Origin of the sequence: Hydrogenophaga sp. Root209 (assembly GCF_001428625.1) — a bacterium.
Classification (GTDB): Bacteria; Pseudomonadota; Gammaproteobacteria; order Burkholderiales; family Burkholderiaceae_C; genus Hydrogenophaga.
In genome coordinates this window covers 25077-47155 of the sequence record NZ_LMIE01000012.1, presented here as the reverse complement: position 1 = coordinate 47155, position 22079 = coordinate 25077, and the positions used below count along the sequence as shown (strand labels likewise).

Below are 22079 nucleotides of genomic sequence, written 5' to 3'. Positions count from 1 at the left end.
CGGTGACCGGTTCGGTCATGGTCTTGTCCAGTGCCTTGGTGCATGCCCAGGGTGTGCCAGCCCGCAAGAGCGCAGCTGAGCGCATGGAGGCTCTCGAACAACTGGTCGTCGAGCAAGGGCGCCAGATTGATACCATGCGCCAGCAACTGCGGGAACAAACAGCGCGTCAGCAGGAGCTGGAGCGCTCCGTGGCGGAATCGGAGCGAAACGCGCGGCCCCCTGCTGCGGCTGCGGTAGCGCCCGCCGCGCCCCCTGACGCCGCAGCTCCCGCCAGCGGCGAAGGCCGCCCGGTTCGGGTGGGGACAGCCCCGCAGGCGGACCTCCAGCCACCGGCAGTGGCACCCATCTTCGACCAACCCGGCATCCTCACGCAGCCCGGCAACTACGTGATCGAGCCGTCCCTCCAGTACGGCTACTCGTCGAGCAACCGGGTGGCCCTCGTGGGCTACACCGTCATCCCGGCGTTGCTGATCGGTCTGATCGATGTGCGGGAGATCAAGCGCAGCACCCTGACCGCGGCCCTCACGGGTCGTTGGGGGCTGACCCGCCGTCTCGAGGTGGAAGCCAAGCTGCCTTACGTCTACCGCTCGGACGACTCCATCAGCCGCGAGATATTCACCGGCACTGCATCGGAGCGGGCCTTCAACGCGAGTGGCCACGCACTGGGCGACATCGAACTCGCAGCCCGCTACCAGCTCAACCAACCCCAGGGCGACACCCCCTTCCTGATCGGCTCGCTGCGGTTCAAGACCCGCACGGGCAAGGACCCGTTCGAGGTGGTGACCGACTGCGTGACCCGCTGCGAGGGGAACACCACCGGCACGGGTTTGCCTCTGGAGCTGCCCACCGGCTCGGGCTTCTATTCGCTGCAACCCGGGCTCACCTGGCTCTTTCCGTCAGACCCTGCCGTGTTCTTTGGCGGTATCAGCTACACCCACAATTTCGGCCGCAGCAATGTGAGCCGCCGTGTGCTCGACGGCCAGCAGGAGTCCATTGGTTCGGTCAAGCCGGGCAATGTCTGGGGCATCAACTTCGGCATGGGTCTGGCGCTCAACGAACGCTCATCGTTCAGCGTGGGTGTGGACCTGAACTCGGTCGGGCGCACGAAGCAGAACGGCGTGCCCGTGGCCTCATCGGTGCGCACCCAGCTGTCGTCGTTGCTCTTGGGGTATTCGTACCGCTACAGCCCGAAGACCACCTTGAACGTGACGGTGGGGGCCGGGCTGACGCGTGACACGCCCGACCTCACGCTGAGCGTGCGTTTGCCGATGTCGTTTTAAGAATGCACGACCATGATCGCGCGCAAGATTCTTTGCCAGGGCTTGGGCGAAGAGGTTGCGGCGGTGGAAGAGCACCTGCGGCGCACCGGATGGACCGTGACGCGTTGTGACGACATGCCCACCGCGCGCCGCCAACTGGCCTTGCGACGGTTTGAGGTGGCGGTGCTGGTGGCGGGGACCACGCCCACGCTGGACGCACTCACCGTGGCTGCGGTGGAGTCCTGCGTCCACGCCTCGTCGCCCACGGAATGGGTGGCCCTGTGTGGCCCGGGCGATCTGGAGTCACCTGCCTTTCGTGCGCTGATCCTGGGCTGCTTCTTCGATCACCAGGTGCTGCCGGTGGAATGGCGCGACCTGGACCGCATGCTCGAGCACGCCGAGCAGCGCGTGCTGCTGCGCAACCGGTCTGGCACCCCGGTGCCCAACGGCGACACCCTGGGCATGGTGGGACAAGCCGATGTCATGGTGACGTTGCGCAGGCAGATCCGCAAGGTGGCCGAGACCGGTGCTCCGGTGCTGATCTTCGGTGAGAGCGGAACCGGCAAAGAGCTGGCGGCACAGGCCATCCACCGCTGCTCCCCGCGCAAGGACAGCCCGCTGGTGGAGGTCAATTGCGGCGCCATCGCTCCGTCGCTGATTCAGTCTGAACTCTTTGGCTATGTGCGCGGGGCCTTCACCGGAGCGACGGCGGACCGGCGCGGGCTCATTGAAGCGGCCGATGGCGGCACCATCTTCCTGGACGAGATTGGCGACCTGCCGCTGGAGCTGCAGGCCAATCTGCTGCGTTTCCTGCAGGAGAAGTCCATCCAGCGCGTGGGTGCGGTGCGCAGCACGCCGGTGGACGTGCGCGTGATCGCTGCCTCCCACATCGACCTGGCCGATGCGGTGGCGGTGGGCCGATTTCGGGAGGACCTGTATTACCGGCTCAATGTGTTGCCCATTGAGGTCCCGCCCCTGCGCCAGCGCATGGAAGATGTGCCCTTGCTGGCCCGGCATTTCCTCAAGATCTGCACAGCCGATAGGGCGCACCGCGTGGACGGCTTCAACCGGCAGGCGGTGGAGGCCATGACGGTCTACCCTTGGCCGGGCAATGTGCGCGAGCTCTACAACCGCGTGCAGCGCGCGGTGGTCATGACCGAGCAGCGCTGGATCGACCCACACGATCTTGGCCTGCAGCATGCGGATGGCGTGGTCGGCAACGACCTCGGTCAGGCGCGCACAGCGGCCGAGCGTGACGTGATCTGCCGCGCGCTCATGCGCGTGGGCAACAACATCACCCTGGCCGCGCGTGAGCTGGGCGTCTCGCGCATGACCCTGTACCGACTGATGGACAAGCACCGTATTGCGGCCGACTCGGCCACGCTGGCCCAGCGGCATTGAGAAAGGGTGGCCCGCGAGACTGGGTCGCGGGGAGTATCGCGGCCCGCTCCTTGATGCGTGTCATGTCGATTCGGACAGAGGTGGAATAACCTAGTTCGATGAGCGACACACACGACACACTCAAACCCTCCTCGACTGCCCCTCCAGCCTGGCATGGCCTTCCGAGCGCAAGCGTGCTCCAGAGCCTGCACAGCGCCGACACCGGCCTCACCCCTGCCCAGGCCACCGAGCGCCTGGCGCAGCACGGCCCCAACCGCATCGAACAGGTGGTGCACACCCGCCTGTGGGTGCGCGTGGCGCGCCAGTTCAACAACCTCCTGATCTACGTGCTGCTCGTGGCCGCACTCGTCACGTTCTGGCTGCGCGACTACCTCGACGCCGCGGTGATCCTCGGCGTGGTGGTGATCAATGCCCTGATCGGCTTCGTGCAGGAGGGCAAGGCCGAGCGTGCACTGGATGCCGTGCGCGCCATGCTGGCCAGCCGGGCCACCGTGTTGCGCGGTGGTGATCGCCACGAGATCGATGCCGCGGACCTGGTGCCCGGCGATGTGGTGCTGCTGGAATCGGGCGCGCGCGTGCCGGCCGATCTGCGGCTGCTGCGCACCAAGAACCTGCGCATCGACGAGGCCGCGCTGACCGGCGAGTCGGTGCCCGCCGAAAAAGACGCCGCACCCGTGGCGCAGGATGCCTCGCTGGGTGACCGCTTGTGCATGGCCTTTGCCGGCACCACGGTGGCGGTGGGACAGGCCAGCGGCGTTGTGGTCGCCACGGCCCACCAGACCGAGATCGGCAAGATCGGTGCGCTGGTGTCGGATGTGGGCAACCTGGCCACGCCGCTGACGCGCCGCCTGGACCAGTTCGCGCGCAGGATCACGCTGGTGATCGGGGTGGTGAGCGTGATCACGTTTTTCTACGGCACCTACATCGGAGGCCTGCCCCCGATGGCGCTGTTCCTGGCGGTGGTGGGGCTGGCCGTGGCGGCCATTCCCGAAGGCCTGCCCGCCATCGTCACCATCACCCTGGCCATCGGCACCGCGGCCATGGCGCGCCAGCGCGCGGTGGTGCGGCGCCTGCCCGCGGTGGAAACGCTGGGATCGGTCAGCGTGATCTGCACCGACAAGACCGGCACCCTGACCCGCAACGAGATGACCGCCGTGCGCGTGATGCTGGCGGGGCGCACGCTGGACGTGACCGGCGCGGGCTACGCGCCCGAGGGGGGCTTTCACCACGATGGCTCGGCGCTGGATGTGACGCAGGACGCCGACCTTCAGCGCCTGGCCCGCTGCGCGCTGCTGTGCAACGACGCGCAACTGCACCACACGCCGGCCGAGGGCTGGGTGCTGGCGGGCGACCCCACCGAAGGCGCGCTGTTGTCGATGGCGCGCAAGGCCGGCCTGGACCCGGCGCACGAGGCTGTGCTCACGCCGCGCCTGGACGACATCCCGTTCGAGTCCGAGCACCGTTTCATGGCCACGCTGCACCACGACCACGCCGGGCATGTGTTCGCGTTGCTCAAGGGTGCTCCCGAGCGCGTGCTGTCGCTGTGCGTGAACGACCTCCGGGGCGCTCCGCTGGACAGCGCCGCCTGGCAGGCGCGCATGGATGGGGCTGCTGCCCAAGGCCAGCGTGTGCTGGCCTTGGCCGGGTGCGAACTGCCGGCTGGGACGGTGTCATTGAGCATGGACGACGTCATGCCGCGTTTCACCTTGCTGGGGCTGGTGGGACTGATGGACCCGCCGCGTGTCGAGGCCATCCAGGCGGTGGCCGACTGCCATGGGGCCGGCATCCGCGTGGTGATGATCACCGGCGACCACGCCGTCACCGCAGGCGCGATTGGCCGCGAGATCGGCTTGCGCGATGGCCTGCCACTGACCGGTACCGAGATCGACCGGCTCGATGATGCGGCGTTGAAGGTGCGTCTGGCGCAGACCGATGTGGTCGCGCGCGCCAGCCCCGAGCACAAGCTGCGCCTGGTGGCGACGCTGCAATCCGAGGGCAAACTGGTGGCGATGACGGGGGACGGTGTGAACGACGCGCCCGCGCTCAAGACCGCCGACATTGGCGTGGCCATGGGGCAGCGCGGCACCGACGCGGCCCGCGAAGCGGCGGACCTGGTGCTCACCGACGACAACTTCGCCACCATCGCCGGCGCGGTGCGCGAGGGCCGCACCGTGTTCGACAACATCAAGAAGTCGCTGTTGTTCGTGCTGCCCACCAACGGTGGCGAGGCCGGGTTGATCCTGCTGGCGGTGTTCGCCGGTCTGGCCATGCCGGTCACGGCCGCGCAGATCTTGTGGATCAATATGGTGACCAGCATCACGCTGGACATCTCACTGGCCTTCGAGCCGGCCGAGCGCGGCGTGATGCAGCGTCCGCCGCGACCGGCCGTTGAGCCCCTCATCACGCGCTGGATGCTCACGCGCGTGGTGTTCGTGAGCTTGCTGCTCATGGGTGCCTGTTTCTTCGTCTTCAACTGGCAACTGGCGCGCGGTGGCAGCCTGGAGATGGCGCGCACCACCGTCATCAACATGATGGTGGTGGGCGAAATCTTCTACCTCTTCAACGTGCGGCATTTCACCGCCAGCGGCCTGGCGTGGGAGACCTTGCTGGGCAACCCGGTGGCGGTGTGGACTGGCGTGATCACGCTCGTGCTCCAGCTGCTGCTGACCTACGCGCCGCCGATGCAGCAGCTGTTCGGCACGGCCGCGCTGGATGCGCCGACCTGGGGCGTCATCGTCGCGCTGGCGGTGGGTCTGTTCGTGGCGGTGGAGGCCGAGAAGGCGTGGCTGCGGTACCGCGGCGTGCACCGCATCTGAGTGGCGGCGCCGATCACTTGAAACGCTGCCAGCCCCAGCCGATGCGCAACGCCGTGGTGATGGCGCACAGCGCCGCAAAGCCGTAGGCGATGGGCGCGAACCACTGCGGCCACAGGCACATGGCGACAAACGCGGCGATGGTCTCGGTGGCCTCGGTCAGACCACCCAGGAAATAGAAGCTCTTGTCGGGAAATGCGGTGGACGCCAGCGCGCGCTTGGAAGCCACGATGGCAAACGCCAGGAAGCTGCTGGCCGTGCCCATGAAGCTGGCCAGCAGCACGGCGGCAGGCAGTGCGTTGTGCGCCGGGTCGACCACGGCAAACGCCAGCGGGATGGCCGCGTAGAAAATGAAGTCCAGCGTGATGTCGAGGAAGCCGCCCCGGTCGGTGGGGCGGGTGAGTCGCGCCACCGCACCGTCCAGCCCGTCCATGAGCCTTGAGAGCAACAACAACACCAGGCCCACCATGAAGTGCTGGAACACGATGGACACGGCGGCGGCCATGCCGATGGCGAAGCCGATGAAGCTGAGTGCATCGGCGCCCACGCCCGCGCGCACCAGGGTGCGCGCCATGCGGGTGAGCACCGGTTTGAGCACCTGTTGAATCGCCTTATCGAGCACGGCTGAGCTCCACCACGAACGAAGGGTCGGCCACGTCGGCCGCATCGTGTGTCACCAGCACGGCGGGTACCTTGCTATCGCGCAGATGATCGAACACGAAGGCGCGGAACTGGTCACGCAGCGCGGTGTCGAGTTTGGAAAACGGCTCGTCGAGCAGCAGCGCCCGGGGGCGCGCCAGAAGCGCACGCATCAGCGCCACGCGCGCGCGCTGCCCGCCCGAGAGCGTGGCGGGGTCGCGTTCGCCAAAACCGGCCAGACCCGCCTCGATCAGTGCACTTTCCACCTCGGCAAGTCGCTCGCGTCGGGGTCCGGCAGGCACCGCGAACAGCAGGTTCTCGGCCACCGTCATGTGGGCGAACAGCAGGTCGTCCTGAAACAGCAGGCCGATGCCGCGCTGTGCGGTGGGCAGGGTTGTGAGGTCGCGTCCGTCCAGCCGAACCGAGCCTTCAAAGCGCAGGGTCTCGCTGCCCTCGGCCACGCCGTGCAGCGTGCCAGCGATGGCCGCGAGCACCGAACTCTTGCCGCTGCCGCTGGGGCCCATCAGCGTGAGGATGCGGCCCGGCGCCACCTCGATGTGCAGGTCCTGCACCAATGTGTGGTCTCGGGTGGCGAGATGGCGAATGTGAACGGCGAGCGTCATGCGGAGGTGTTTCGGAATCGGCGGGGTCGGCCCAGCCAGGCCGCCAGCGCGAAGGCCAGCACGGGCAGGGCCAGCTGCAGGCCGGCATAGGCGCTGGTGAGCGAGCGCTGCCCACCCGAGGCGAGTGTGACGGCTTCGGTGGTGACGGTGGCAAAACGGCCGGCCCCCACATACAGCGTGGGCAGGTACTGCGCCACGCTGACCGCAAAACCCACGGCGGCGGCCGAGGCCAGCGAGCGCTTGAGCAGCGGCCACTTCACGCGCAGCAGAAAGGCCCGGCCAGAGCGGCCCAGGCTGGCGTTGAGCTGGGCGTAGCGCGGGTCAAAGCCCAGGTAGGCCGGGCTGAGCGCCAGCAGCACATAGGGCAGCACCATGAGCGTGTGGGCGATCAGCAGGCCGCTGGCCTGTCCTTCCAGTCGCAGTTGCAGACCCACGCCATACAGCCCCACCACCCACAACACGGCGGGCAGCACCAGCGGCAGGTACAGCAGCGGGCGCAGGGTTTCGTCCCAGCGGCGCGGCGCCAGCTCCAGCCAGGCCACGCTCCACACCAGCGCGATGGCACTGCTGCCCGCTGCGAGCCACAGCGTGGTGAACACGGTGCCGCTGCTTTGCGCCACCTGCTGCCAGGCGGCGGTGGTGAAGCGCTGCGGCCACACGGCGGGAAACGCCCACACGCCACTGATGCTGCCCACGGCCAGCGCCAGCAGCACGGCGGCGTACACACCCACCAGCAGCCACAGGCCGGTGTCGGTGCCCTGTGCGCGCGCTGGTGAACCGCGCAGACCGCGGCCATGCGCGAGTGCCTTGCGCTGCAGTCGCTGCGCAGCCAGCCACAGTGCACCGCACGCCAGCACCATCAGGGTGAGCAACACACCGGCGGTGGCGCCCTGCGCATAGGTGTCGGGGTCGGCGTCCTGCAGCCACTGCCAGGCCAGCACGGCCAGCGTGGGTGGCGAGGCCGGGCCGATGACGAGCGCCATGTCGACCACGGTGAGTCCGTAGGCCAGCACCGCGAGCAAGGGCCAGCGCAGGCGCGTGGACAACTGCGGCCACAGCACCAGCCAGAAGGCGCGGCGCGGCGCATAGCCCAGGGTTTGGGCCAGCGCGTGTTCGGCGCGCCAGCGCTGGCGCACGTCGTCGCGCTGCAACTGGGTGGCGGCGGTCCAGAGCAGGAACGGAATCTCCTTGATCACGAGGGCTGCGATCAGGCCCAGGCCCCAGGGATCTTGCGTGGTGGGCCAGGGTGGTGGGCTGTCAAACCCGGTGAGCCAGGGCGAGAGCGCGCGTAGCAACCAACCACTGGGCGCCAACAGAAACAAAAATCCGATGGCCAGCGCGGCGTGTGGCGTGGCCAGCATCAGCGGCAGGCCACGCAGCAGGCGCGCGAGGCGCTGGCGCACGAAGCCACGCGCCAGCAGCTCGGCCGCGCCCCACCAGGCCAGCAGGGTGGAGGCCAGGCCGGTCCACAGCGTGAGCAGCGCGGCCTGGGCCAGTGCCGGTTCTTGCGCGAGCGCGCGCCAGGCGGCTGTGTTGCCGCCGGTTTTCAGCGCTTCAAACGCGGTCCACAGCAGCGGCACAGCCGCCAGCGCGAGCAGGACGGCTGCGCCCAGTCGGCGAAGGCGACCGTGCTGCGCCACCGGGATCACACGCCGTAGCGGCGCGCCCAGGCCTTCTCCAGCGGATCGACCCACGAGGCGTGGGGCTCGGGCAGCGTGGGCGCGCCCTGGATCAAGAGGCCGGGCAGTTGGCCGGTCTGGAACAGCGCGCGTTCGGAACTGGGCAGACGCGCCACGTCGAGCACCGTGGGGTCGCCCCAGTGCGCGATGTCGGCCTTGCGCGCCTGCGCGGCGGGCGAGAGCAGGAAGTTGGCCACCACCTGCGCGCCGGGCTTGCTGCGTGCGTTGTAGGGAATGGCGACGAAATGCGTGTTGCCGATCGTGCCCTTTTCAAACTGCCAGCTCACCACGGAAGCGGGCAGCCGCCTGGCCGCGATCTCGTTGGCGGCTTCGGTGGGGTTGAAGGTGATGGCCAGCAGCAGCTCGCCGTCGGCCATCATCTGGCGCACGGCGGCGGCGTTCTGCGGGAACTGTTTGCCCGCGCGCCACAGGTGCGGGCGCAGCGCATCGAGGAAGGGCCACAGCGCGGCGGTCTGCGCGGCAAAGGCCGCGTCGGTCACGGGTTGGGCCAGTGCCTTCGCATCGGGCGCGAACTCGACCAGCGCCTGCTTGATGAAGGTGGTGCCGTGAAAGTCCGGCAGGCGCGGGTGGGTGATGCGCCCGGGTTGGGCGCGGGCCAGCGCCAGCAGGGCCTGCATGCTTTGCGGCGGCTGCGGCAGGCGTTTGCTGTCGGCAAACAAGGTGAGCTGCGCCATGCCCCAGGGCGATTCCATGCCACCGGTGGGCACGGAAAAATCGTTCAGCGTGGTGGGTTTTCCTTCCACGTCGACCCAGCGGAAGTTGGGCAGGCTTTCGGCGTAAGGGCCGAACAGCAGGCCCTCGCGCTTCATCGCGGCAAAGTTCTCGCCGTTGATCCAGACCAGATCCACCGTGCCCTCGGCGGCCATGCGGCCCGCGGCCTTCTCGGCACGCACGCGTTTGACCACGTCGGCCGTGTCGATGATCTTCACGTGCTGCAGCTTCACCCCAAACGCTGCCTGCACCTGCTGCGCCACCCACTGGATGTAGGCGTTGGTCTGCTCGCTGCCGGCCCAGGCGTTCCAGAACACGGTCTCGCCACGGGCGGACTGCTCGATGGCAGACCAGTTCGACTGCGCCCAGGCCGGCTGCAAGGACGCGCTGGCGGTGGCTCCGGCGGCCAGCAACAACTGGCGGCGCGAGAGATGTGCGGTGGGGGTGTGATGAGGCAAAGCGGTTTCTCCGGGATCAAGGACTGCTGGTGCGCAGCTTAGTTCAAGGCCATGCCCGGTGCAGCTGAGCGGTTGAGCCGCGGACCGATCCACAGGGCATCCACCGACCACTTGCCCACCCCGTACAAGGCCAGCGCTGCCAGCAGCACGCCCCAGGTGATGTGCTGCTGCAGGGCGGCCGGTGCGATATCGGCCAGACTGAGGACCGCCACGACGTTGACCACCGACAGGCCCAGCGCCGAGAAACGGCCGGCCAGGCCCAGCAGCAGGAGCACGGGCAGCACCAGTTCGCCTGCCGTGCCCGTGACGGCGGCGAGCTGGGGCGAGAGCAGCGGCACGTGGTATTCCTCGGTGAACAGCAGGAGGGTGGTGTCCCAGTCACGGACCTTGGTCAGGCCCGAGAGGAAGAACACCTGGGCGAGGTAGATGCGCGCGGCGAGCGCGGCCAGCGGTTGCGCCATGTCCAGCGTGCGGATGACGAGGGACCACAGCGCGAAGCCGCGCCGGAGCAGGGTGGATGGGTTCATGGGGACTCCTGGTGAGATCTGGATGAGGGAGGTGCGGGAGGTGCGCTGGCCACGCCGATCACCTGGCCGTTGCGCACGGCCTGGGTGAGCCAGTCGGAAAAATCGAAACCGGTGCCGGCACGCGCGAGGGCGTCGGGCAAGGGGGCTCTTGCGAGCAAGGCCCGCAACACACCCAGGACTTCGGCTGGGCAGAGCGCCGCGCACGGCCTCAAGCCTTGTCGCCACACCACGGCGGTCTCGGCCACGCGGTGGCGCACTCGTTGGCCTACCTCGGCGAGGCTGGGCTGGCCTTCGGTGTGTGCGGTGACGAGGCCGACCACCGGCCAGGGGCTGGTGATGACCGCGGTGCCGGGCGCCAGTACCAGGGTGAGTGTCTGGGGGTCTTCGGTGGACAGGCGCTCGAAACTTTGAAGATCGGTTTGTGCATCAGGGGCCCCGGCCGCGTGGTGCAGTGCCCACTCCACGCGGGCCACGTCGGCCAGGTAGGGCACGCCGATCAGTTGTTCGTTGGTCGCCAGAAAGGCGGGCAGGGCATCGCCCCAATGCGCCAGATCGCCATGCACCGGCGGGTGGCTGTGCCAGAGGTCGCGCGCCAGGGCGTTGAAGCTCTCAACGCCGATGAGCTGCGCGATCACCGGGTACGCGGCGAGCAGGCTGCGCTGGGCCAGTTCGTGGCCGTTGGCCTGGTAGGCCATGAGGCCCCGCGCGGCCCGGGGTTCGAGCAGCGCCTGCAGTTGCTGCGTGGCGCTGGTGGCTCTTGCGCTGGCGGGCCGGGCGAACAGCGCGTCGAGCAGGGCTTGCTGCTGCGTGGCCAAGGTGTTCATGCGGGCACCGTTTCGTGTGGATGGCGGGCGTGTTCGCGTGCGGTGGCGGCTTCGTCGAGCAGCACCGACAGTTCGGGCACACCGGTGTCCCACTCGATCAGCGTGGGCACCGCACCAAAACGCTCCAGCGCGTGGCGGTACAGCACCCACACCTCGGGCACCACGCGGCTGCCATGGTCGTCGATCACGATGTCGCCGCAGTCCACGTGGCCGGCCAGGTGCAGCTCGGACACCGCATGCGGGTCGATGGTGTCGAGCCAGCGTTGGCAGGAGGTCAGCGGGTCGCTTGACGAGCCCAGCAGCCGGTCGTTGAGCGCGTTGACGAAGATGTTGTTCACGTCCACCAGCAGGCCGCAGCCGGTGCGTTGCGCCAGTGTGTTGAGAAATTCGGGCTCGTTGAGTTCGTTGGCCTGCCAGCGCACATATGCCGAGAGGTTTTCCACTGCGATGGGACGGCGCAGACGGTCCTGCACGCGCTGCACGTTGGCGCACATCGCGTCCAGCGCCGCGCGGGTGAAGGGCGTGGGCAGCAGGTCTGAGGCATGCACGGTCTGCAAGGATTGATGCGACAGCGGCCCGCGCGCAAAGCTGGCGTGGTCGCTCACGCGCACGGGCTCGATCTCGGTCACCAGGGCCGCGAGCTGGTTGAGGTGCGCATCGTCGATGCCGGTGGTCGAGCCCAGCGACAGACCCACGCCGTGCAGGCTGACGGGGTAGTGCTCGCGCCCATGGCGCAGCACCGCACGCGCGGCGCCGCCGGGGGCGAAGAAGTTTTCGGAATGAACCTCGATGAAGTCCAGCGCGGGCTGCTGCAGCAGCAGCTCGGCGTAATGGGGGTGCCGCCAACCGATGCCCACGGTCGCGACCTCGTGGGTCTGCTGTGACAGGTCGGTGGCGGTCATGGCGTTGGGCTTGAAGGGAACGCGGGGATCAGGACTTCTTCATGTCCATCTTGGCCTGCTCCATGCCGATGCCACCCATCTGCATGCAGGTGCCGGCAGGCACGTATTTCCATTCGCCCTTGTCGTTGTCGACCTTGGCCTGACCTGCGCACGAATGGGTGCCGGCGATGCTGGCGCAGTCGTTCTGTCCGGCCTTCGCGATGCCGAAGCACTTTTCCTTGGCGGCGTTCTGCGCGAAGGCGGGGGAGGAAAGCAGGGCCAGCGACATCAGCGAGGTGGCGGCGGCGGCGGCGATCATGGTGCGTTGGTTCATGGGAAGCTCCTGAGATGGGTTGAAGGACAACCCGCGGTCGTGCGGTGCTTTCGCATTTGCATCACCAGCGGGTTGGGGGTTGGTCTGGTGACTGGATGTTTTCTTACGCTCTCTTCAACGCCCACCAAAAAAATATTCTTCAAAGCGGGTCGTGGATGCGGTCGCTGGACTTGGGCCGCTTCATTACACTCAGCCCCCATGCAGCAGCCCCCACCCCCGTCGTTCGAGCAGCAGGTTGCGGATTTGCGTGGGTACTTGTTCAAGTTCGCGCGCCTGCAGTTGCGCAACGACGCCTGGGCCGAAGACGCGGTGTCTGAAACCATGCTGGCCGCGATCTCGCGTCCGCAGGGTTTTGAGCAGCGCTCTCAGCTCAAGACGTGGCTGGTGGGCATCCTCAAGCACAAGATCATCGACGCCCTGCGGCAGAACAGCCGTGAGGCGTGTGTGTCGAGCGGCAACGACGACGAGGGCGCCGATCCGCTGGAGCACATGGCCTTCAAGGCCGACGGACACTACGCCGAGAAGCCGGCCGAATGGGGCAATCCGGAGCAGGACCTGAACAGCCGTCAGTTCTTCGAGGTGCTGGAAGCCTGCACCGACAAGCTGCCGGCGGTGCAAGGGCGGTTGTTCCTGATGCGCGAATGGCTGGAGCTCTCCAGCGAGGAGATCTGTAAGGAACTGTCATTGACTCCGACCAACCTCTATGTGCAGTTGCACCGGGCACGGCTGCGGTTGCGAGAATGTCTTGAACTCAACTGGTTTGCCCGCCCGACCACGCCATGAAGCCCGTCTACCCGCTGCGCCGCACCTGCAAGGAGGTCTCCGCGCTTTTGATTGCTCGCGAGGACCGCGCCCTGCCGCTGGTCGAGCGATTGGCCCTGCGTCTGCACATGGCGATGTGCGAGGCCTGCCCCCGCTTCGAGCGCCAGCTGCTGACCATGCGCAATGCCATGGGCCATTGGCGCAACTACGCCGACAACGAGAACTGAGCGCTCAGGTCAGCAGTGCCTGCGCAAACTCGCGCGCGTTGAAGGTTTCCAGGTCTTCCAGCTTTTCACCCACGCCGATGAAGTAGATCGGCACCGGTTTCTCGCGCGCGATCGCGCAGATCACGCCACCCTTGGCCGTGCCGTCGAGCTTGGTGATGATGAGACCGGTGAGGCCCAGGGCTTCGTCGAAGGCCTTCACCTGCATCAAGGCGTTCTGACCGGTGTTGCCATCGATCACCAGCAACACTTCATGAGGTGAGGTCGGGTCGGCCTTCTGCACCACCCGCTTGATCTTTCGAAGTTCCTCCATGAGGTGCAATTGGGTCGGCAGACGCCCGGCGGTGTCCACCAGCACCACGTCTCGTCCGCGCGCGCGTCCGGCGGTCACGGCATCGAAGCTGACCGCGGCCGGGTCGCCACCCTGCTGGGTGATGATTTCCACGGTGTTCCGGTCGGCCCACACCGCGAGCTGTTCGCGCGCGGCGGCGCGGAAGGTGTCGGCCGCGGCCAGCAGCACGCTGGCGCCGCCCTGCGCCAGGTGGCGCGTGAGCTTGCCGATGGAGGTGGTCTTGCCCGCGCCGTTGACGCCCGCGACCATGATCACAGTGGGCTTGTGTTCACCAATGACCAGCGGTTTTTGCAGGGGCGTGAGCAGTTCGGTGATGGCGTCGGCCAGCAGACCCTTGACGGCGGCGGGGTCGGTGGTCTTGCTGTCTTTCACCCGTCGTTTGAGGTCGGCCAGCAGGTGGGTGGTGGCCTTCACGCCGGTGTCGGCCATCAGCAGCGCGGCTTCCAGTTCTTCGTACAGGGCATCGTCGATCTGCGTGCCGGTGAAGACCGTGGCGATGCTCGATCCGGTCTTGCGCAGGCCGTTCTTGAGTTTGTCCATCCAGCCCTGGCGCACGGGTGCGGCGGCGGGTGGCGGGGCGGCCAGTTCGACGGGAGAGGCTGCCGCAGGGGTGACTGCGGAGGTGGTGGGGGCGGCCGGTGAGGGCGCAGTGGGGGCTTTTTTGCGAAAGAACGAGAACATTTGTCCATCTCTAGAATCCATTGCATTCTATGAAACGCACTCCGAACCTGCCTGACGGGCGCCGCGCCGCACTGTCTCTCGCATTGACTTTCGCGGCTTTCGGGTCGTTTGCACAGACCTCAACGCTTCCCGCCGGCACGCCGGTCGCACACAGCTTCACGCTGGCCAACGGCATGACCTTGATCGTGCGGCCCGACCGGCGCGCGCCCACCGTGGCCCACATGCTGTGGGTGCGTGTGGGCTCCATTGACGAGGTGGACGGCACCTCGGGCGTGGCCCATGTGCTTGAGCACATGATGTTCAAGGGCACGCCGAACCTCCAGCCCGGCGAGTTCTCGCGTCGCATTGCCGCATTGGGCGGACGCGACAACGCCTTCACCAGCCGCGATGCCACGGCCTACCACCAGCAGGTACCAGCCCAGGCGCTGGAGGCCGTGATGAGGCTGGAAGCCGACCGTTTCGCGAACAACCGGTGGAGCGATGACGAGTTCAAGCGAGAGATCGAGGTGGTGAAGGAAGAGCGCCGCCAGCGCACCGAAGAGTCGCCGCGCGCGCGCATGTTCGAAGCCATGAACGCCATGATCTACCAGGCCAGCCCCTACCGCCGGCCCATCATCGGCTGGATGAGTGACATCGAATCGCTCACGCCCGATGACGCTCGCGCGTTTCACCAACGCTGGTACACGCCCGCCAACGCCGCCTTGGTGATCGCGGGTGACGTGGACGTGGAGCAGACCCGTGCGCTGGCCGAGAAACATTTCGGCCCCATTCCCGCCCGCGCCGTGCCGGGGCGCAAGCCGCGCGACGAGCCGCCACAGTCCGGTCCGCGTCGCATGGAGTACCGCGCCGTGGCCGATCAGGCCGTGGTGGCGTTGGCCTACAAGGTGCCGCGCTGGAGTGGTGCCCAGGGCGAAGACGCGAGCAGCCAGGATGCGCTGGCCTTGACGGTGCTTTCCGCTGTTCTGAATGGCTACAGCGGCGCCCGGCTCGATCGCGCGCTGGTGCAGGGCCAGGGCACCGGGGGCAAGCGCATTGCAGACAGCGCGGGGGCGTCTTACGGCCTCATGGGCCGCGGCCCGCAGATCTTTTCGCTCAGCGCGGTGCCGGCCCGAGGCGTGAGTGTCGACATGGCTGCCGCCGCGCTGAAATCGGAGGTGCAGCGCGTTGCGCGCGAGGGCATCAGCGAAGCCGAGCTGCGCCGCGTCAAGACGCAGTGGACCGCGGGTGAGGTCTACAAACTCGACTCGGTCTTCAACCAGGCGCAGGAGCTCGGCAGCTACTGGGTCAACGGCATGGACCTGAACACCGGAGACCGCTTGATGAGTCGACTGCGCGCGGTGACGGCCGCCCAGGTGCAGTCGGTGGCGCAGCGCTATTTTTCCGACGCGCAGCTCACCACCGCGGTGCTCGTGCCCGAGGGGGGGCAGAAATGAAAGTCTTTCTGAAACCATCCCTCCGTTTCGCCGCTGCGTTGTCGGTCTTGCTCGCAGGCGTGATCAACACCGCGCAGGCGGCCATTCCCATCGAGCACTGGACCCATGCCAGCGGCGCTCGGGTCTACCTCGTGGCCAGCCCGTCCATTCCCATGCTGGACGTGCAGCTTGACTTCGATGGCGGCAGTCGGCGCGACCCGGCGGCCCAGGCCGGCCTGGCCGGCGCGACGGCGGGCTTGCTGTCGGATGGTGTGGCCGCGCAGCCGGGCCTGCCCGCACTGGACGAGAACCAGCTCAGCGAGGCCTGGGTGGACCTGGGCGCGCAGTTTGGCGCCCATGCCAGCGCGGACCGCTTCACCCTGTCGCTGCGAACCTTGACCGAACCCGATCTGCTGCAGCGCGCCGTGGCCCTGGCCGCCCGCCAGATCGGTGCGCCCGCCTGGCCACAAGCCGTGTGGCAGCGCGACCGTGAGCGCCTGGTGGCGTCTCTCAAGGAGGCCGAAAACCGTCCGGGCACGCGGGCCGGTCGCGCCTTTGCGCGCGCGGTCTACGGCACCCACCCGTATGGCTTTCAGCCCGATGCCGCCACCTTCAACGCGATCAGCGTGGCCGACATGCAGACCTTCTACCGTCGCCATGTGGTGGCCTGTCGCGCGCAGGTGACGCTGGTGGGTGCGATCGACCGCGCCCAGGCCGACGCCATCGTGGGCCAGTTCATGGCGCCGCTGAAAGCCCACGGCTGCGAGCAGCTGCGTGCGGTGCCCCAGGTTCAGGCACTGGAGCGCGCGATCGACGAGCGTCTGCCCTTTGCCGCCGCGCAGGCCCAGGTGGCGATTGGCCAGCCCGGCATCGCCCGCAACGATCCCGACTTCTTCCCTCTTTTCGTGGGCAACTACATCCTGGGCGGTGGCGGCTTCGTTTCGCGGTTGACCACCGAAGTGCGCGAGAAACGTGGCTTGAGCTACAGCGTGTTCAGCTACTTCGCGCCGGGCCGCCACGCGGGTGCCTTCCAGATTGGCCTCACCACGCGTCCCGACCAGGCCGCCCAGGCGGTGGAGGTCTCGCGCAACGTGGTGCGGGAGTTTGTGGAGCAAGGCCCCACGGAGGCCGAACTCAAGGCTGCCAAGGCGTTTCTCGTGAACGGCTTTTCGCTGCGCATCGACAGCAACCGCAAGCTGCTCGACAACGTGGCCAACATCGGCTGGAACGGCCTGCCGCTGGACTACCTGGACACCTGGACGCAGCAGATCGAGCGCGTGAGCGTCGCCGACATCCGACGCGCGTTTGCCCGCGTGCTGCAGCCGGACCGCATGGTGACGGTGGTGGTGGGGGCCGAGCCTTGAGCGCGCTGCCTGCTCGGGTCGCGTAAGCTCGGCGGCATGAAAAAACCTCCCGTTTCTGCGGCACGCGCCGCAGCCAGTGCCCCGCACGAAATCCGCATCATCGGTGGCCTGTGGAAACGCACCCTGTTGCCCGTGGCCGACCGCCCCGGCCTGCGCCCCACCCCCTCGCGTGTGCGCGAGACCTTGTTCAACTGGTTGGGGCAGGACCTCACCGGTTTGCGCTGCGTGGATGCCTTTGCCGGCACCGGTGCGCTGGGCCTGGAAGCCGCTTCGCGTGGCGCGGTGGAGGTGGTGCTGGTGGAGCAGGACAGCGCCTTGCTGGCCAACCTCAGCCGCACCGTGACGAAACTCAAAGCCACTGCCGTGCGCGTGGAGCGCGGTGACGGTTTGGCTGCGCTGCGCCAGCGCGCCGGGCAGGGCTTTGACGTGGTGTTTCTCGACCCCCCGTTTGCTGACGCACAGAACGAAACCCTGGTGCTTTCGGCGCTGGCAGCTGCGCGCCAGGCGATCGGCGTTGATGGCCTCGTCTACCTTGAGGCACCGCGCCCGTGGCTCGACGATGAACTGGCGACTCTGGGTCTGCAGGTACACCGCCAGGGCAAGGCGGGCGCGGTGGCCTTTCACTTGTTGCGGCCATTGCCTGCACAGTGAGCGTGTACCGACAGCCCCGCGCGCATAATTCTGGCCATGGCTTCCGACCTCTCCCCGACCACGAAACAGCCGCGCGTGGCGGTGTACAGCGGCACCTTCGACCCGCTCACGCTGGGCCACGAAGACGTGGCGCGTCGCGCGGCGCTGCTGTTCGACGAAGTGATCATCGCGGTGGCCATTGCCCACCACAAGAAGACCCGTTTTTCATTGCAACAGCGGCTGGACATGGCTGCCGAGGCCGCCTCCAACATGCCAGGCCTGGTGCGTGTGCTGCCGTTCGACGGTCTCATCATGGACTTCTGCCGCCAGCAAGGCGCGTGCGCCGTGGTGCGCGGTATCCGCAACCTCACCGACTTCGACTACGAAGCCCAGATGGCGGCGATGAACCGCAAGCTCAACCCGGCGGTGGAGACGGTGTTCCTGTTGCCGCAGGCCGAGCTGCAGTGCATTTCCAGCACGCTGGTGCGCGAGATTTCGCAACTCGGCGGCGATGTTTCGCAGATGGTGAACCCCAACGTGGGCTCGAACCTCAAGCCCGCTCCCTTGCAGGCCTGAGCAGGGAGAAATTGCCATGGCCCTGCTGATCACCGACGAATGCATCAACTGCGATGTGTGCGAGCCCGAGTGCCCGAACCAGGCCATTTACATGGGCGAGGAGATCTACGAGATCGACCCTGCGCGCTGCACCGAGTGCGTGGGCCATTTTGACGAGCCGCAGTGCGTGCAGGTCTGCCCGGTGAGCTGCATCCCGATCCACCCGGACCACATCGAGTCGCGCGAAACACTCTGGCAGAAATACCAGCGTCTGCAAAAGGCCGGTCAGCCTTTGTCGGCTGCCGGTGACGTGCCTTCGCCTGGCGCACCGCCTTCGGCCGCTACCTGATCGAGCTTCACCGGCCGCGGGGGCTTGGGTCGCGGCGGCTTGCTGGTGTGGATGAGCGCGGTGGCTTTGTCCATTTCCCCGGTGATCAGATTCGGCAAGGCTTTGAGGCTGCGGTCCAGCGCCTGGGCGATGGCGATGCGGTCGTCCGGCGAAGGTTTCTTCAGAACCCAGTTCGCGACCTCGTTCTTGTTGCCCGGGTGGCCAATGCCCACGCGCAGGCGCCAGTAGTCGGAGCTGCCCAGCTGCGCGTGGATGTCGCGCAGCCCGTTGTGGCCAGCGTGCCCGCCACCTTTCTTGAGCTTCACCTCACCCGGCGGCAGATCCAGTTCGTCGTGCACCACCAGCACCTCTTCGGGCGCGATCTTGAAGAATCTTGCCACCGACGCCACCGACTTGCCCGAGAGGTTCATGAAGGTCTGCGGCTCGACCAGCCAGACGCTCTGGCCCGCCACGCTGGCGCGCGCCACCAGACCGAAATGGCCGCGTTCCATCTGCAGCGACACCTTGAGCAGGCGAGCGGCCTCCTCCACCCACCAGAAACCGGCGTTGTGGCGCGTGTGTTCGTAGTCCGGGCCCGGATTGCCCAGGCCGGCGATGAGTTTGATCATGAGGTTGGATTATCGGCAGGTATGGGGAGCTGAAAGCAAAACGGCCCGCATGAGCGGGCCGTTTCAAGGCATTCATCGGTCCGAAGACAGATTACTTTTTCTTGCCCTTGGCACCTTTTTTGTCGTCGACAGCCGCGACTACCGGAGCGGCCACAACTTCTTCAACCGGCTCCACCACGGTAGCGATGGTCAGGTTCTTGCGGCCGTGCATCACGAGCTTGATGCCCTTGGGCAGCTTGATGTCGCCAGTGTGAACCGTGCCGCCCTTGACGACTTCGCCCAGGTCGACCGTGATGTTCTCGGGCAGCTGGGTGGCCAGGCACTCGATCTCGATCTCGGTCATCACGTGGTTGATCACGCACTTGTCGGTCTTGACCGCAGGCGAGTTCTCTTCGTTGATGAAGTGCAGCGGCACCTTCTTGTGCAGACGGGTCTTGTCGTTCACACGCTGGAAGTCCACGTGCAGCACGAGTGGCTTGTACGGGTGGTACTGCACATCGCGCAGCAGGACCTTCTGCACCGAGCCAGCCACGTCCATCTCGAGGATCGACGAGTGGAACGCTTCCTTCTTCAGGGCGTGCCAGAGGGCGTTGTGATCGAGTTCGATCGTGGCGGCAGGTGTTTCACCACCAAAGACGATACCGGGCGTGCGGCCGGTGTTGCGGAGACGGCGGCTCGCACCCGTACCCTGCTTGGCGCGCTCAAAAGCGACGAATTGCATAAATTACTCCTGAGGAGGGGTTCCGCGACCAGAACGCCTCTGTTTCAAAAGAGCGACCCCCACCATGGAGGTCACCCGCTTTTGCTGCCTTCAGGTCCTCTTAGAAGAGGTTGTCCTGATCGGCAAACAAACTCATCACCGACTCACCCGAGGCAATGCGCGCGATGGTTTCGGCCATCAGCGGTGCCACGGAGAGCTGGCGGATCTTGGCGCAGGCCTGGGCGGCTTGCGACAGGGGAATCGTGTTGGTCACCACCACCTCGTCGAGGGCGCTGCCCTTGGCGATGCGCTCGATGGCGGGGCCCGAGAAGATCGGGTGCGTGCAATACGCATAGACGTGTTTGGCGCCGCGCTCCTTGAGCACCTCGGCAGCTTTGACCAGCGTGCCGGCGGTGTCGATCATGTCGTCCATGATCACGCAGTTGCGGCCGTCGATGTCGCCGATCACGTGCATGACTTCCGACACATTGGCCTTGGGTCGGCGTTTGTCGATGATGGCCATGTCGCAGTTGAGCTGCTTGGCCAGCGCACGAGCGCGCACCACACCGCCCACGTCGGGCGAGACCACCAGCAGGTCGGGGTAGTTTTTCTGGCGCAGGTCGCCCAGCAGCACCGGAGAGGCGTAGATGTTGTCCACCGGGATGTCGAAGAAGCCCTGGATCTGGTCGGCGTGAAGATCCATGGTCAGCACGCGGTTCACGCCCACGGCGGTCAGCATGTTGGCCACCACCTTGGCCGAGATCGGCACACGGCCTGAACGCGGGCGGCGGTCCTGGCGGGCGTAGCCGAAGTAGGGGATGACGGCGGAGATGCTCACGGCCGATGCACGCTTGAGCGCGTCGACCATGATGATGAGTTCCATCAGGTTCTCGTTGGTCGGCGAGCAGGTGGACTGGATCACGAACACGTGGCGCGCGCGCACGTTCTGCGTGATCTCCACGGTGACTTCACCGTCGGAGAAGCGCCCCACGTTGGCCGCACCGAGCTGGGTGCCCAGATGCTGTGCGATCTCGGCGGCCAACACCGGATTGGCGTTGCCGGTGAAGATCATGAAATCGGGCGGCTGAACTTGCATGGGGTTCCCAGCTGTTTGAGCGACGGCCCAAAAGGATCGCCGTCAAAAAATGGCCGTTCGTGGAACGGCCGGTTGGGTACGTGATGTGATGAAAACCGGGTGGCAGGGGAGGAAGGACTCGAACCCTCGCATGCTGGAATCAAAATCCAGTGCCTTTACCAACTTGGCGACTCCCCTACGCAGGAGGTCTGTTCAACGTGAAGCTGGGCAGACCACCGAAAAAACTGTCGCAGGTTGCGCAACCACTGCCTGGGCTGAACGCTTGCCGATTCTAATCGGAGCACCAGTCGAGCAATGGATGGACATCCATGTTGCTGCATTCACGAACCGTCCAGTCGCCCGGGGCGGTGGTCAGTTGCATGGTCTGCGGCATTTGCGCAAACACCGCCGTACCCGATCCGGTCATGCGCCCCTGCAAACCCTGGTCTTGCAACCACTGAATGCAGCGTCCCACATCGGGACACAGCGCCTGCGCCACGGGTTGAAGATCGTTGTGCCCGAAAGCCAGGATTTTCTGGATGTCGATCACCCCAATTGCTTGGGCATCTTCTCGCGAGTCGTTTGCAGCAAAGCCTTGGATTGTAGCAGTTTTTGTGTCGCGTTTGAGCTCTGGCGCACTGAAGATGCGCTGTGTCGATGCACCGCCCTGCGGTTTGACCACCACAAACTGTGCCTGGGGCAGTTGCACCGGCGTGAGCTGCTCGCCCACGCCTTCGACCCACGCGTGCCGTCCACCGATGAAGAACGGCACGTCGGCGCCCAGCTTCAAGCCAACGGTTGCGAGTTGCTGACGATTCAGTCCCAGGCCCCAGAGGCGGTTGAGCGCGAGCAACGTGGTGGCTGCGTCCGACGATCCACCGCCCATGCCGGCTTCGGCGGGCAGGTGTTTCTCCAACCCGATGTGCACTCCGTGAGTGCAACCGGTCGCGGCTTGCAGAGCCCGCGCTGCGCGCACCGAGAGGTCGTCGGTCGGCAGCGGCATCAGCGTGAGGTCTTCCCGGCTGATGGCGCCGCCTGGGCGCAACTCAAAATGCAGGCGGTCACTCCAGTTGATGAGCATGAAGACGGATTGCAGCAGGTGGTAGCCGTCGTCGCGCCGTCCGGTGATGTGCAGAAACAGGTTGAGCTTGGCGGGTGCCGGCACGTCCAGCAAACGCCGCAAGGTCATCCCACGGC

23 protein-coding genes and 1 tRNA gene are annotated in these 22079 nt (G+C 66.8%); 10 read left to right on the top strand and 14 right to left on the bottom strand.

The genetic code is table 11. From position 1 onward, the window contains the following. The first annotated feature begins 17 nt into the window (after positions 1-17). The 3 genes from ASE11_RS08960 (at position 18) to ASE11_RS08950 (ending at position 5476) form a co-directional block, all read left to right on the top strand. Positions 18-1280, top strand: coding sequence for an acetate kinase (locus ASE11_RS08960; protein WP_056270597.1), 1263 nt, complete (start codon positions 18-20; stop codon positions 1278-1280). Between the two features lie 12 nt (positions 1281-1292). After that, positions 1293-2660 carry a sigma-54 dependent transcriptional regulator gene (locus ASE11_RS08955; protein ID WP_082585636.1) on the top strand — a complete coding sequence of 456 codons (1368 nt, stop codon included), beginning with the start codon at positions 1293-1295 and terminating at the stop codon, positions 2658-2660. A 98-nt stretch (positions 2661-2758) separates the two neighbouring features. Then, the gene (locus tag ASE11_RS08950; RefSeq protein ID WP_056269401.1) at positions 2759-5476 is read left to right on the top strand and encodes a cation-translocating P-type ATPase; all 2718 of its coding nucleotides are present in this window, start codon (positions 2759-2761) and stop codon (positions 5474-5476) included. A gap of 13 nt (positions 5477-5489) precedes the next feature. Here ASE11_RS08950 and ASE11_RS08945 read toward each other — a convergent pair whose 3' ends face one another. The 8 genes from ASE11_RS08945 to ASE11_RS08910 are packed head-to-tail and all read right to left on the bottom strand — an operon-like array spanning position 5490 to position 12170. Further along, complete coding sequence (locus tag ASE11_RS08945) at positions 5490-6095, bottom strand: CDP-alcohol phosphatidyltransferase family protein (protein WP_056269399.1); 606 nt, start codon at positions 6093-6095, stop codon at positions 5490-5492. Beyond that, positions 6085-6735 (bottom strand): ATP-binding cassette domain-containing protein, encoded by a 651-nt coding sequence (locus ASE11_RS08940; RefSeq protein WP_056269397.1) that lies wholly within the window; start codon positions 6733-6735, stop codon positions 6085-6087. Before ASE11_RS08940 ends, ASE11_RS08945 begins: the two co-directional genes overlap by 11 nt. Continuing rightward, positions 6732-8429, bottom strand: a complete 1698-nt coding sequence (locus ASE11_RS08935) for an ABC transporter permease (protein ID WP_235501238.1) — start codon at positions 8427-8429, stop codon at positions 6732-6734. The genes ASE11_RS08940 and ASE11_RS08935 overlap by 4 nt, the downstream gene beginning before the upstream one ends. After that, a complete protein-coding gene (locus ASE11_RS08930; protein WP_056269395.1) occupies positions 8381-9604 on the bottom strand; it encodes an ABC transporter substrate-binding protein in 1224 nt (407 codons plus the stop codon). Before ASE11_RS08930 ends, ASE11_RS08935 begins: the two co-directional genes overlap by 49 nt. 38 nt (positions 9605-9642) lie before the next feature. Continuing rightward, positions 9643-10131 carry a DoxX family protein gene (locus ASE11_RS08925; protein ID WP_056269393.1) on the bottom strand — a complete coding sequence of 163 codons (489 nt, stop codon included), beginning with the start codon at positions 10129-10131 and terminating at the stop codon, positions 9643-9645. Beyond that, complete coding sequence (locus tag ASE11_RS08920; RefSeq protein WP_056269391.1) at positions 10128-10955, bottom strand: DNA-binding domain-containing protein; 828 nt, start codon at positions 10953-10955, stop codon at positions 10128-10130. Before ASE11_RS08920 ends, ASE11_RS08925 begins: the two co-directional genes overlap by 4 nt. Then, positions 10952-11857 (bottom strand): DUF692 domain-containing protein, encoded by a 906-nt coding sequence (locus ASE11_RS08915; protein WP_056269389.1) that lies wholly within the window; start codon positions 11855-11857, stop codon positions 10952-10954. Before ASE11_RS08915 ends, ASE11_RS08920 begins: the two co-directional genes overlap by 4 nt. A 28-nt stretch (positions 11858-11885) precedes the next feature. Beyond that, positions 11886-12170: a DUF2282 domain-containing protein gene (locus ASE11_RS08910; RefSeq protein WP_056269387.1), complete on the bottom strand. Its 285-nt coding sequence runs from the start codon at positions 12168-12170 to the stop codon at positions 11886-11888. A gap of 198 nt (positions 12171-12368) precedes the next feature. On the opposite strand from ASE11_RS08910, the gene ASE11_RS08905 reads away from it, so the two are divergent. Next, positions 12369-12953, top strand: coding sequence for a sigma-70 family RNA polymerase sigma factor (locus tag ASE11_RS08905; protein WP_056269385.1), 585 nt, complete (start codon positions 12369-12371; stop codon positions 12951-12953). Beyond that, the gene (locus ASE11_RS08900; RefSeq protein ID WP_056269383.1) at positions 12950-13159 is read left to right on the top strand and encodes a zf-HC2 domain-containing protein; all 210 of its coding nucleotides are present in this window, start codon (positions 12950-12952) and stop codon (positions 13157-13159) included. Before ASE11_RS08905 ends, ASE11_RS08900 begins: the two co-directional genes overlap by 4 nt. Before the next feature lie 4 nt (positions 13160-13163). Here the strand turns inward: ASE11_RS08900 and ftsY are convergent, their stop codons facing one another. Continuing rightward, positions 13164-14189 carry a signal recognition particle-docking protein FtsY gene (ftsY, locus tag ASE11_RS08895; RefSeq protein WP_056269380.1) on the bottom strand — a complete coding sequence of 342 codons (1026 nt, stop codon included), beginning with the start codon at positions 14187-14189 and terminating at the stop codon, positions 13164-13166. 29 nt (positions 14190-14218) lie between these two features. Between ftsY and ASE11_RS08890 the strand changes: the two genes are divergently transcribed. Genes ASE11_RS08890 through ASE11_RS08870 form a run of 5 tightly spaced genes read left to right on the top strand, consistent with a single transcriptional unit; the run spans position 14219 to position 18499 of the window. Continuing rightward, positions 14219-15622, top strand: coding sequence for a M16 family metallopeptidase (locus tag ASE11_RS08890; RefSeq protein WP_082585635.1), 1404 nt, complete (start codon positions 14219-14221; stop codon positions 15620-15622). Further along, on the top strand, positions 15619-16965 hold the full coding sequence (locus ASE11_RS08885) for a M16 family metallopeptidase (RefSeq protein ID WP_056269377.1): 1347 nt from the start codon (positions 15619-15621) through the stop codon (positions 16963-16965). Before ASE11_RS08890 ends, ASE11_RS08885 begins: the two co-directional genes overlap by 4 nt. A 36-nt stretch (positions 16966-17001) precedes the next feature. Continuing rightward, positions 17002-17616: a 16S rRNA (guanine(966)-N(2))-methyltransferase RsmD gene (gene rsmD / locus ASE11_RS08880; protein ID WP_056269375.1), complete on the top strand. Its 615-nt coding sequence runs from the start codon at positions 17002-17004 to the stop codon at positions 17614-17616. A gap of 36 nt (positions 17617-17652) precedes the next feature. Beyond that, positions 17653-18171: a pantetheine-phosphate adenylyltransferase gene (coaD, locus tag ASE11_RS08875; RefSeq protein WP_056269371.1), complete on the top strand. Its 519-nt coding sequence runs from the start codon at positions 17653-17655 to the stop codon at positions 18169-18171. 16 nt (positions 18172-18187) lie between these two features. After that, a complete protein-coding gene (locus ASE11_RS08870; RefSeq protein ID WP_056269369.1) occupies positions 18188-18499 on the top strand; it encodes a YfhL family 4Fe-4S dicluster ferredoxin in 312 nt (103 codons plus the stop codon). Here the strand turns inward: ASE11_RS08870 and pth are convergent. The 5 genes from pth to ispE form a co-directional block, all read right to left on the bottom strand. After that, positions 18436-19107, bottom strand: a complete 672-nt coding sequence (gene pth, locus ASE11_RS08865) for an aminoacyl-tRNA hydrolase (RefSeq protein WP_056269366.1) — start codon at positions 19105-19107, stop codon at positions 18436-18438. The two genes, ASE11_RS08870 and pth, sit on opposite strands and share 64 nt — an antisense overlap. A 91-nt stretch (positions 19108-19198) precedes the next feature. Further along, the gene (locus ASE11_RS08860) at positions 19199-19828 is read right to left on the bottom strand and encodes a 50S ribosomal protein L25/general stress protein Ctc (RefSeq protein WP_056269364.1); all 630 of its coding nucleotides are present in this window, start codon (positions 19826-19828) and stop codon (positions 19199-19201) included. A gap of 100 nt (positions 19829-19928) precedes the next feature. Then, a complete protein-coding gene (locus tag ASE11_RS08855) occupies positions 19929-20903 on the bottom strand; it encodes a ribose-phosphate pyrophosphokinase (protein ID WP_056269363.1) in 975 nt (324 codons plus the stop codon). Positions 20904-21003: 100 nt separating this feature from the next. Then, a tRNA-Gln gene (locus tag ASE11_RS08850) sits at positions 21004-21080 on the bottom strand. A gap of 94 nt (positions 21081-21174) precedes the next feature. Beyond that, the gene (gene ispE, locus ASE11_RS08845) at positions 21175-22065 is read right to left on the bottom strand and encodes a 4-(cytidine 5'-diphospho)-2-C-methyl-D-erythritol kinase (protein ID WP_056270585.1); all 891 of its coding nucleotides are present in this window, start codon (positions 22063-22065) and stop codon (positions 21175-21177) included. Between the last annotated feature and the right edge of the window lie 14 nt (positions 22066-22079).

Coding starts and splice junctions, on each gene's coding strand:
- ASE11_RS08960 (WP_056270597.1), top strand. CDS start 18: ATGGTCTTGTCCAGTGCCTTGGTGCATGCCCAGGGTGTGCCAGCCCGC.
- ASE11_RS08955 (WP_082585636.1), top strand. CDS start 1,293: ATGATCGCGCGCAAGATTCTTTGCCAGGGCTTGGGCGAAGAGGTTGCG.
- ASE11_RS08950 (WP_056269401.1), top strand. CDS start 2,759: ATGAGCGACACACACGACACACTCAAACCCTCCTCGACTGCCCCTCCA.
- ASE11_RS08940 (WP_056269397.1), bottom strand. CDS start 6,735: ATGACGCTCGCCGTTCACATTCGCCATCTCGCCACCCGAGACCACACA.
- ASE11_RS08925 (WP_056269393.1), bottom strand. CDS start 10,131: ATGAACCCATCCACCCTGCTCCGGCGCGGCTTCGCGCTGTGGTCCCTC.
- ASE11_RS08920 (WP_056269391.1), bottom strand. CDS start 10,955: ATGAACACCTTGGCCACGCAGCAGCAAGCCCTGCTCGACGCGCTGTTC.
- ASE11_RS08915 (WP_056269389.1), bottom strand. CDS start 11,857: ATGACCGCCACCGACCTGTCACAGCAGACCCACGAGGTCGCGACCGTG.
- ASE11_RS08910 (WP_056269387.1), bottom strand. CDS start 12,170: ATGAACCAACGCACCATGATCGCCGCCGCCGCCGCCACCTCGCTGATG.
- ASE11_RS08905 (WP_056269385.1), top strand. CDS start 12,369: ATGCAGCAGCCCCCACCCCCGTCGTTCGAGCAGCAGGTTGCGGATTTG.
- ASE11_RS08900 (WP_056269383.1), top strand. CDS start 12,950: ATGAAGCCCGTCTACCCGCTGCGCCGCACCTGCAAGGAGGTCTCCGCG.
- ftsY (WP_056269380.1), bottom strand. CDS start 14,189: ATGTTCTCGTTCTTTCGCAAAAAAGCCCCCACTGCGCCCTCACCGGCC.
- ASE11_RS08890 (WP_082585635.1), top strand. CDS start 14,219: ATGAAACGCACTCCGAACCTGCCTGACGGGCGCCGCGCCGCACTGTCT.
- ASE11_RS08885 (WP_056269377.1), top strand. CDS start 15,619: ATGAAAGTCTTTCTGAAACCATCCCTCCGTTTCGCCGCTGCGTTGTCG.
- rsmD (WP_056269375.1), top strand. CDS start 17,002: ATGAAAAAACCTCCCGTTTCTGCGGCACGCGCCGCAGCCAGTGCCCCG.
- coaD (WP_056269371.1), top strand. CDS start 17,653: ATGGCTTCCGACCTCTCCCCGACCACGAAACAGCCGCGCGTGGCGGTG.
- ASE11_RS08870 (WP_056269369.1), top strand. CDS start 18,188: ATGGCCCTGCTGATCACCGACGAATGCATCAACTGCGATGTGTGCGAG.
- pth (WP_056269366.1), bottom strand. CDS start 19,107: ATGATCAAACTCATCGCCGGCCTGGGCAATCCGGGCCCGGACTACGAA.
- ASE11_RS08860 (WP_056269364.1), bottom strand. CDS start 19,828: ATGCAATTCGTCGCTTTTGAGCGCGCCAAGCAGGGTACGGGTGCGAGC.
- ASE11_RS08855 (WP_056269363.1), bottom strand. CDS start 20,903: ATGCAAGTTCAGCCGCCCGATTTCATGATCTTCACCGGCAACGCCAAT.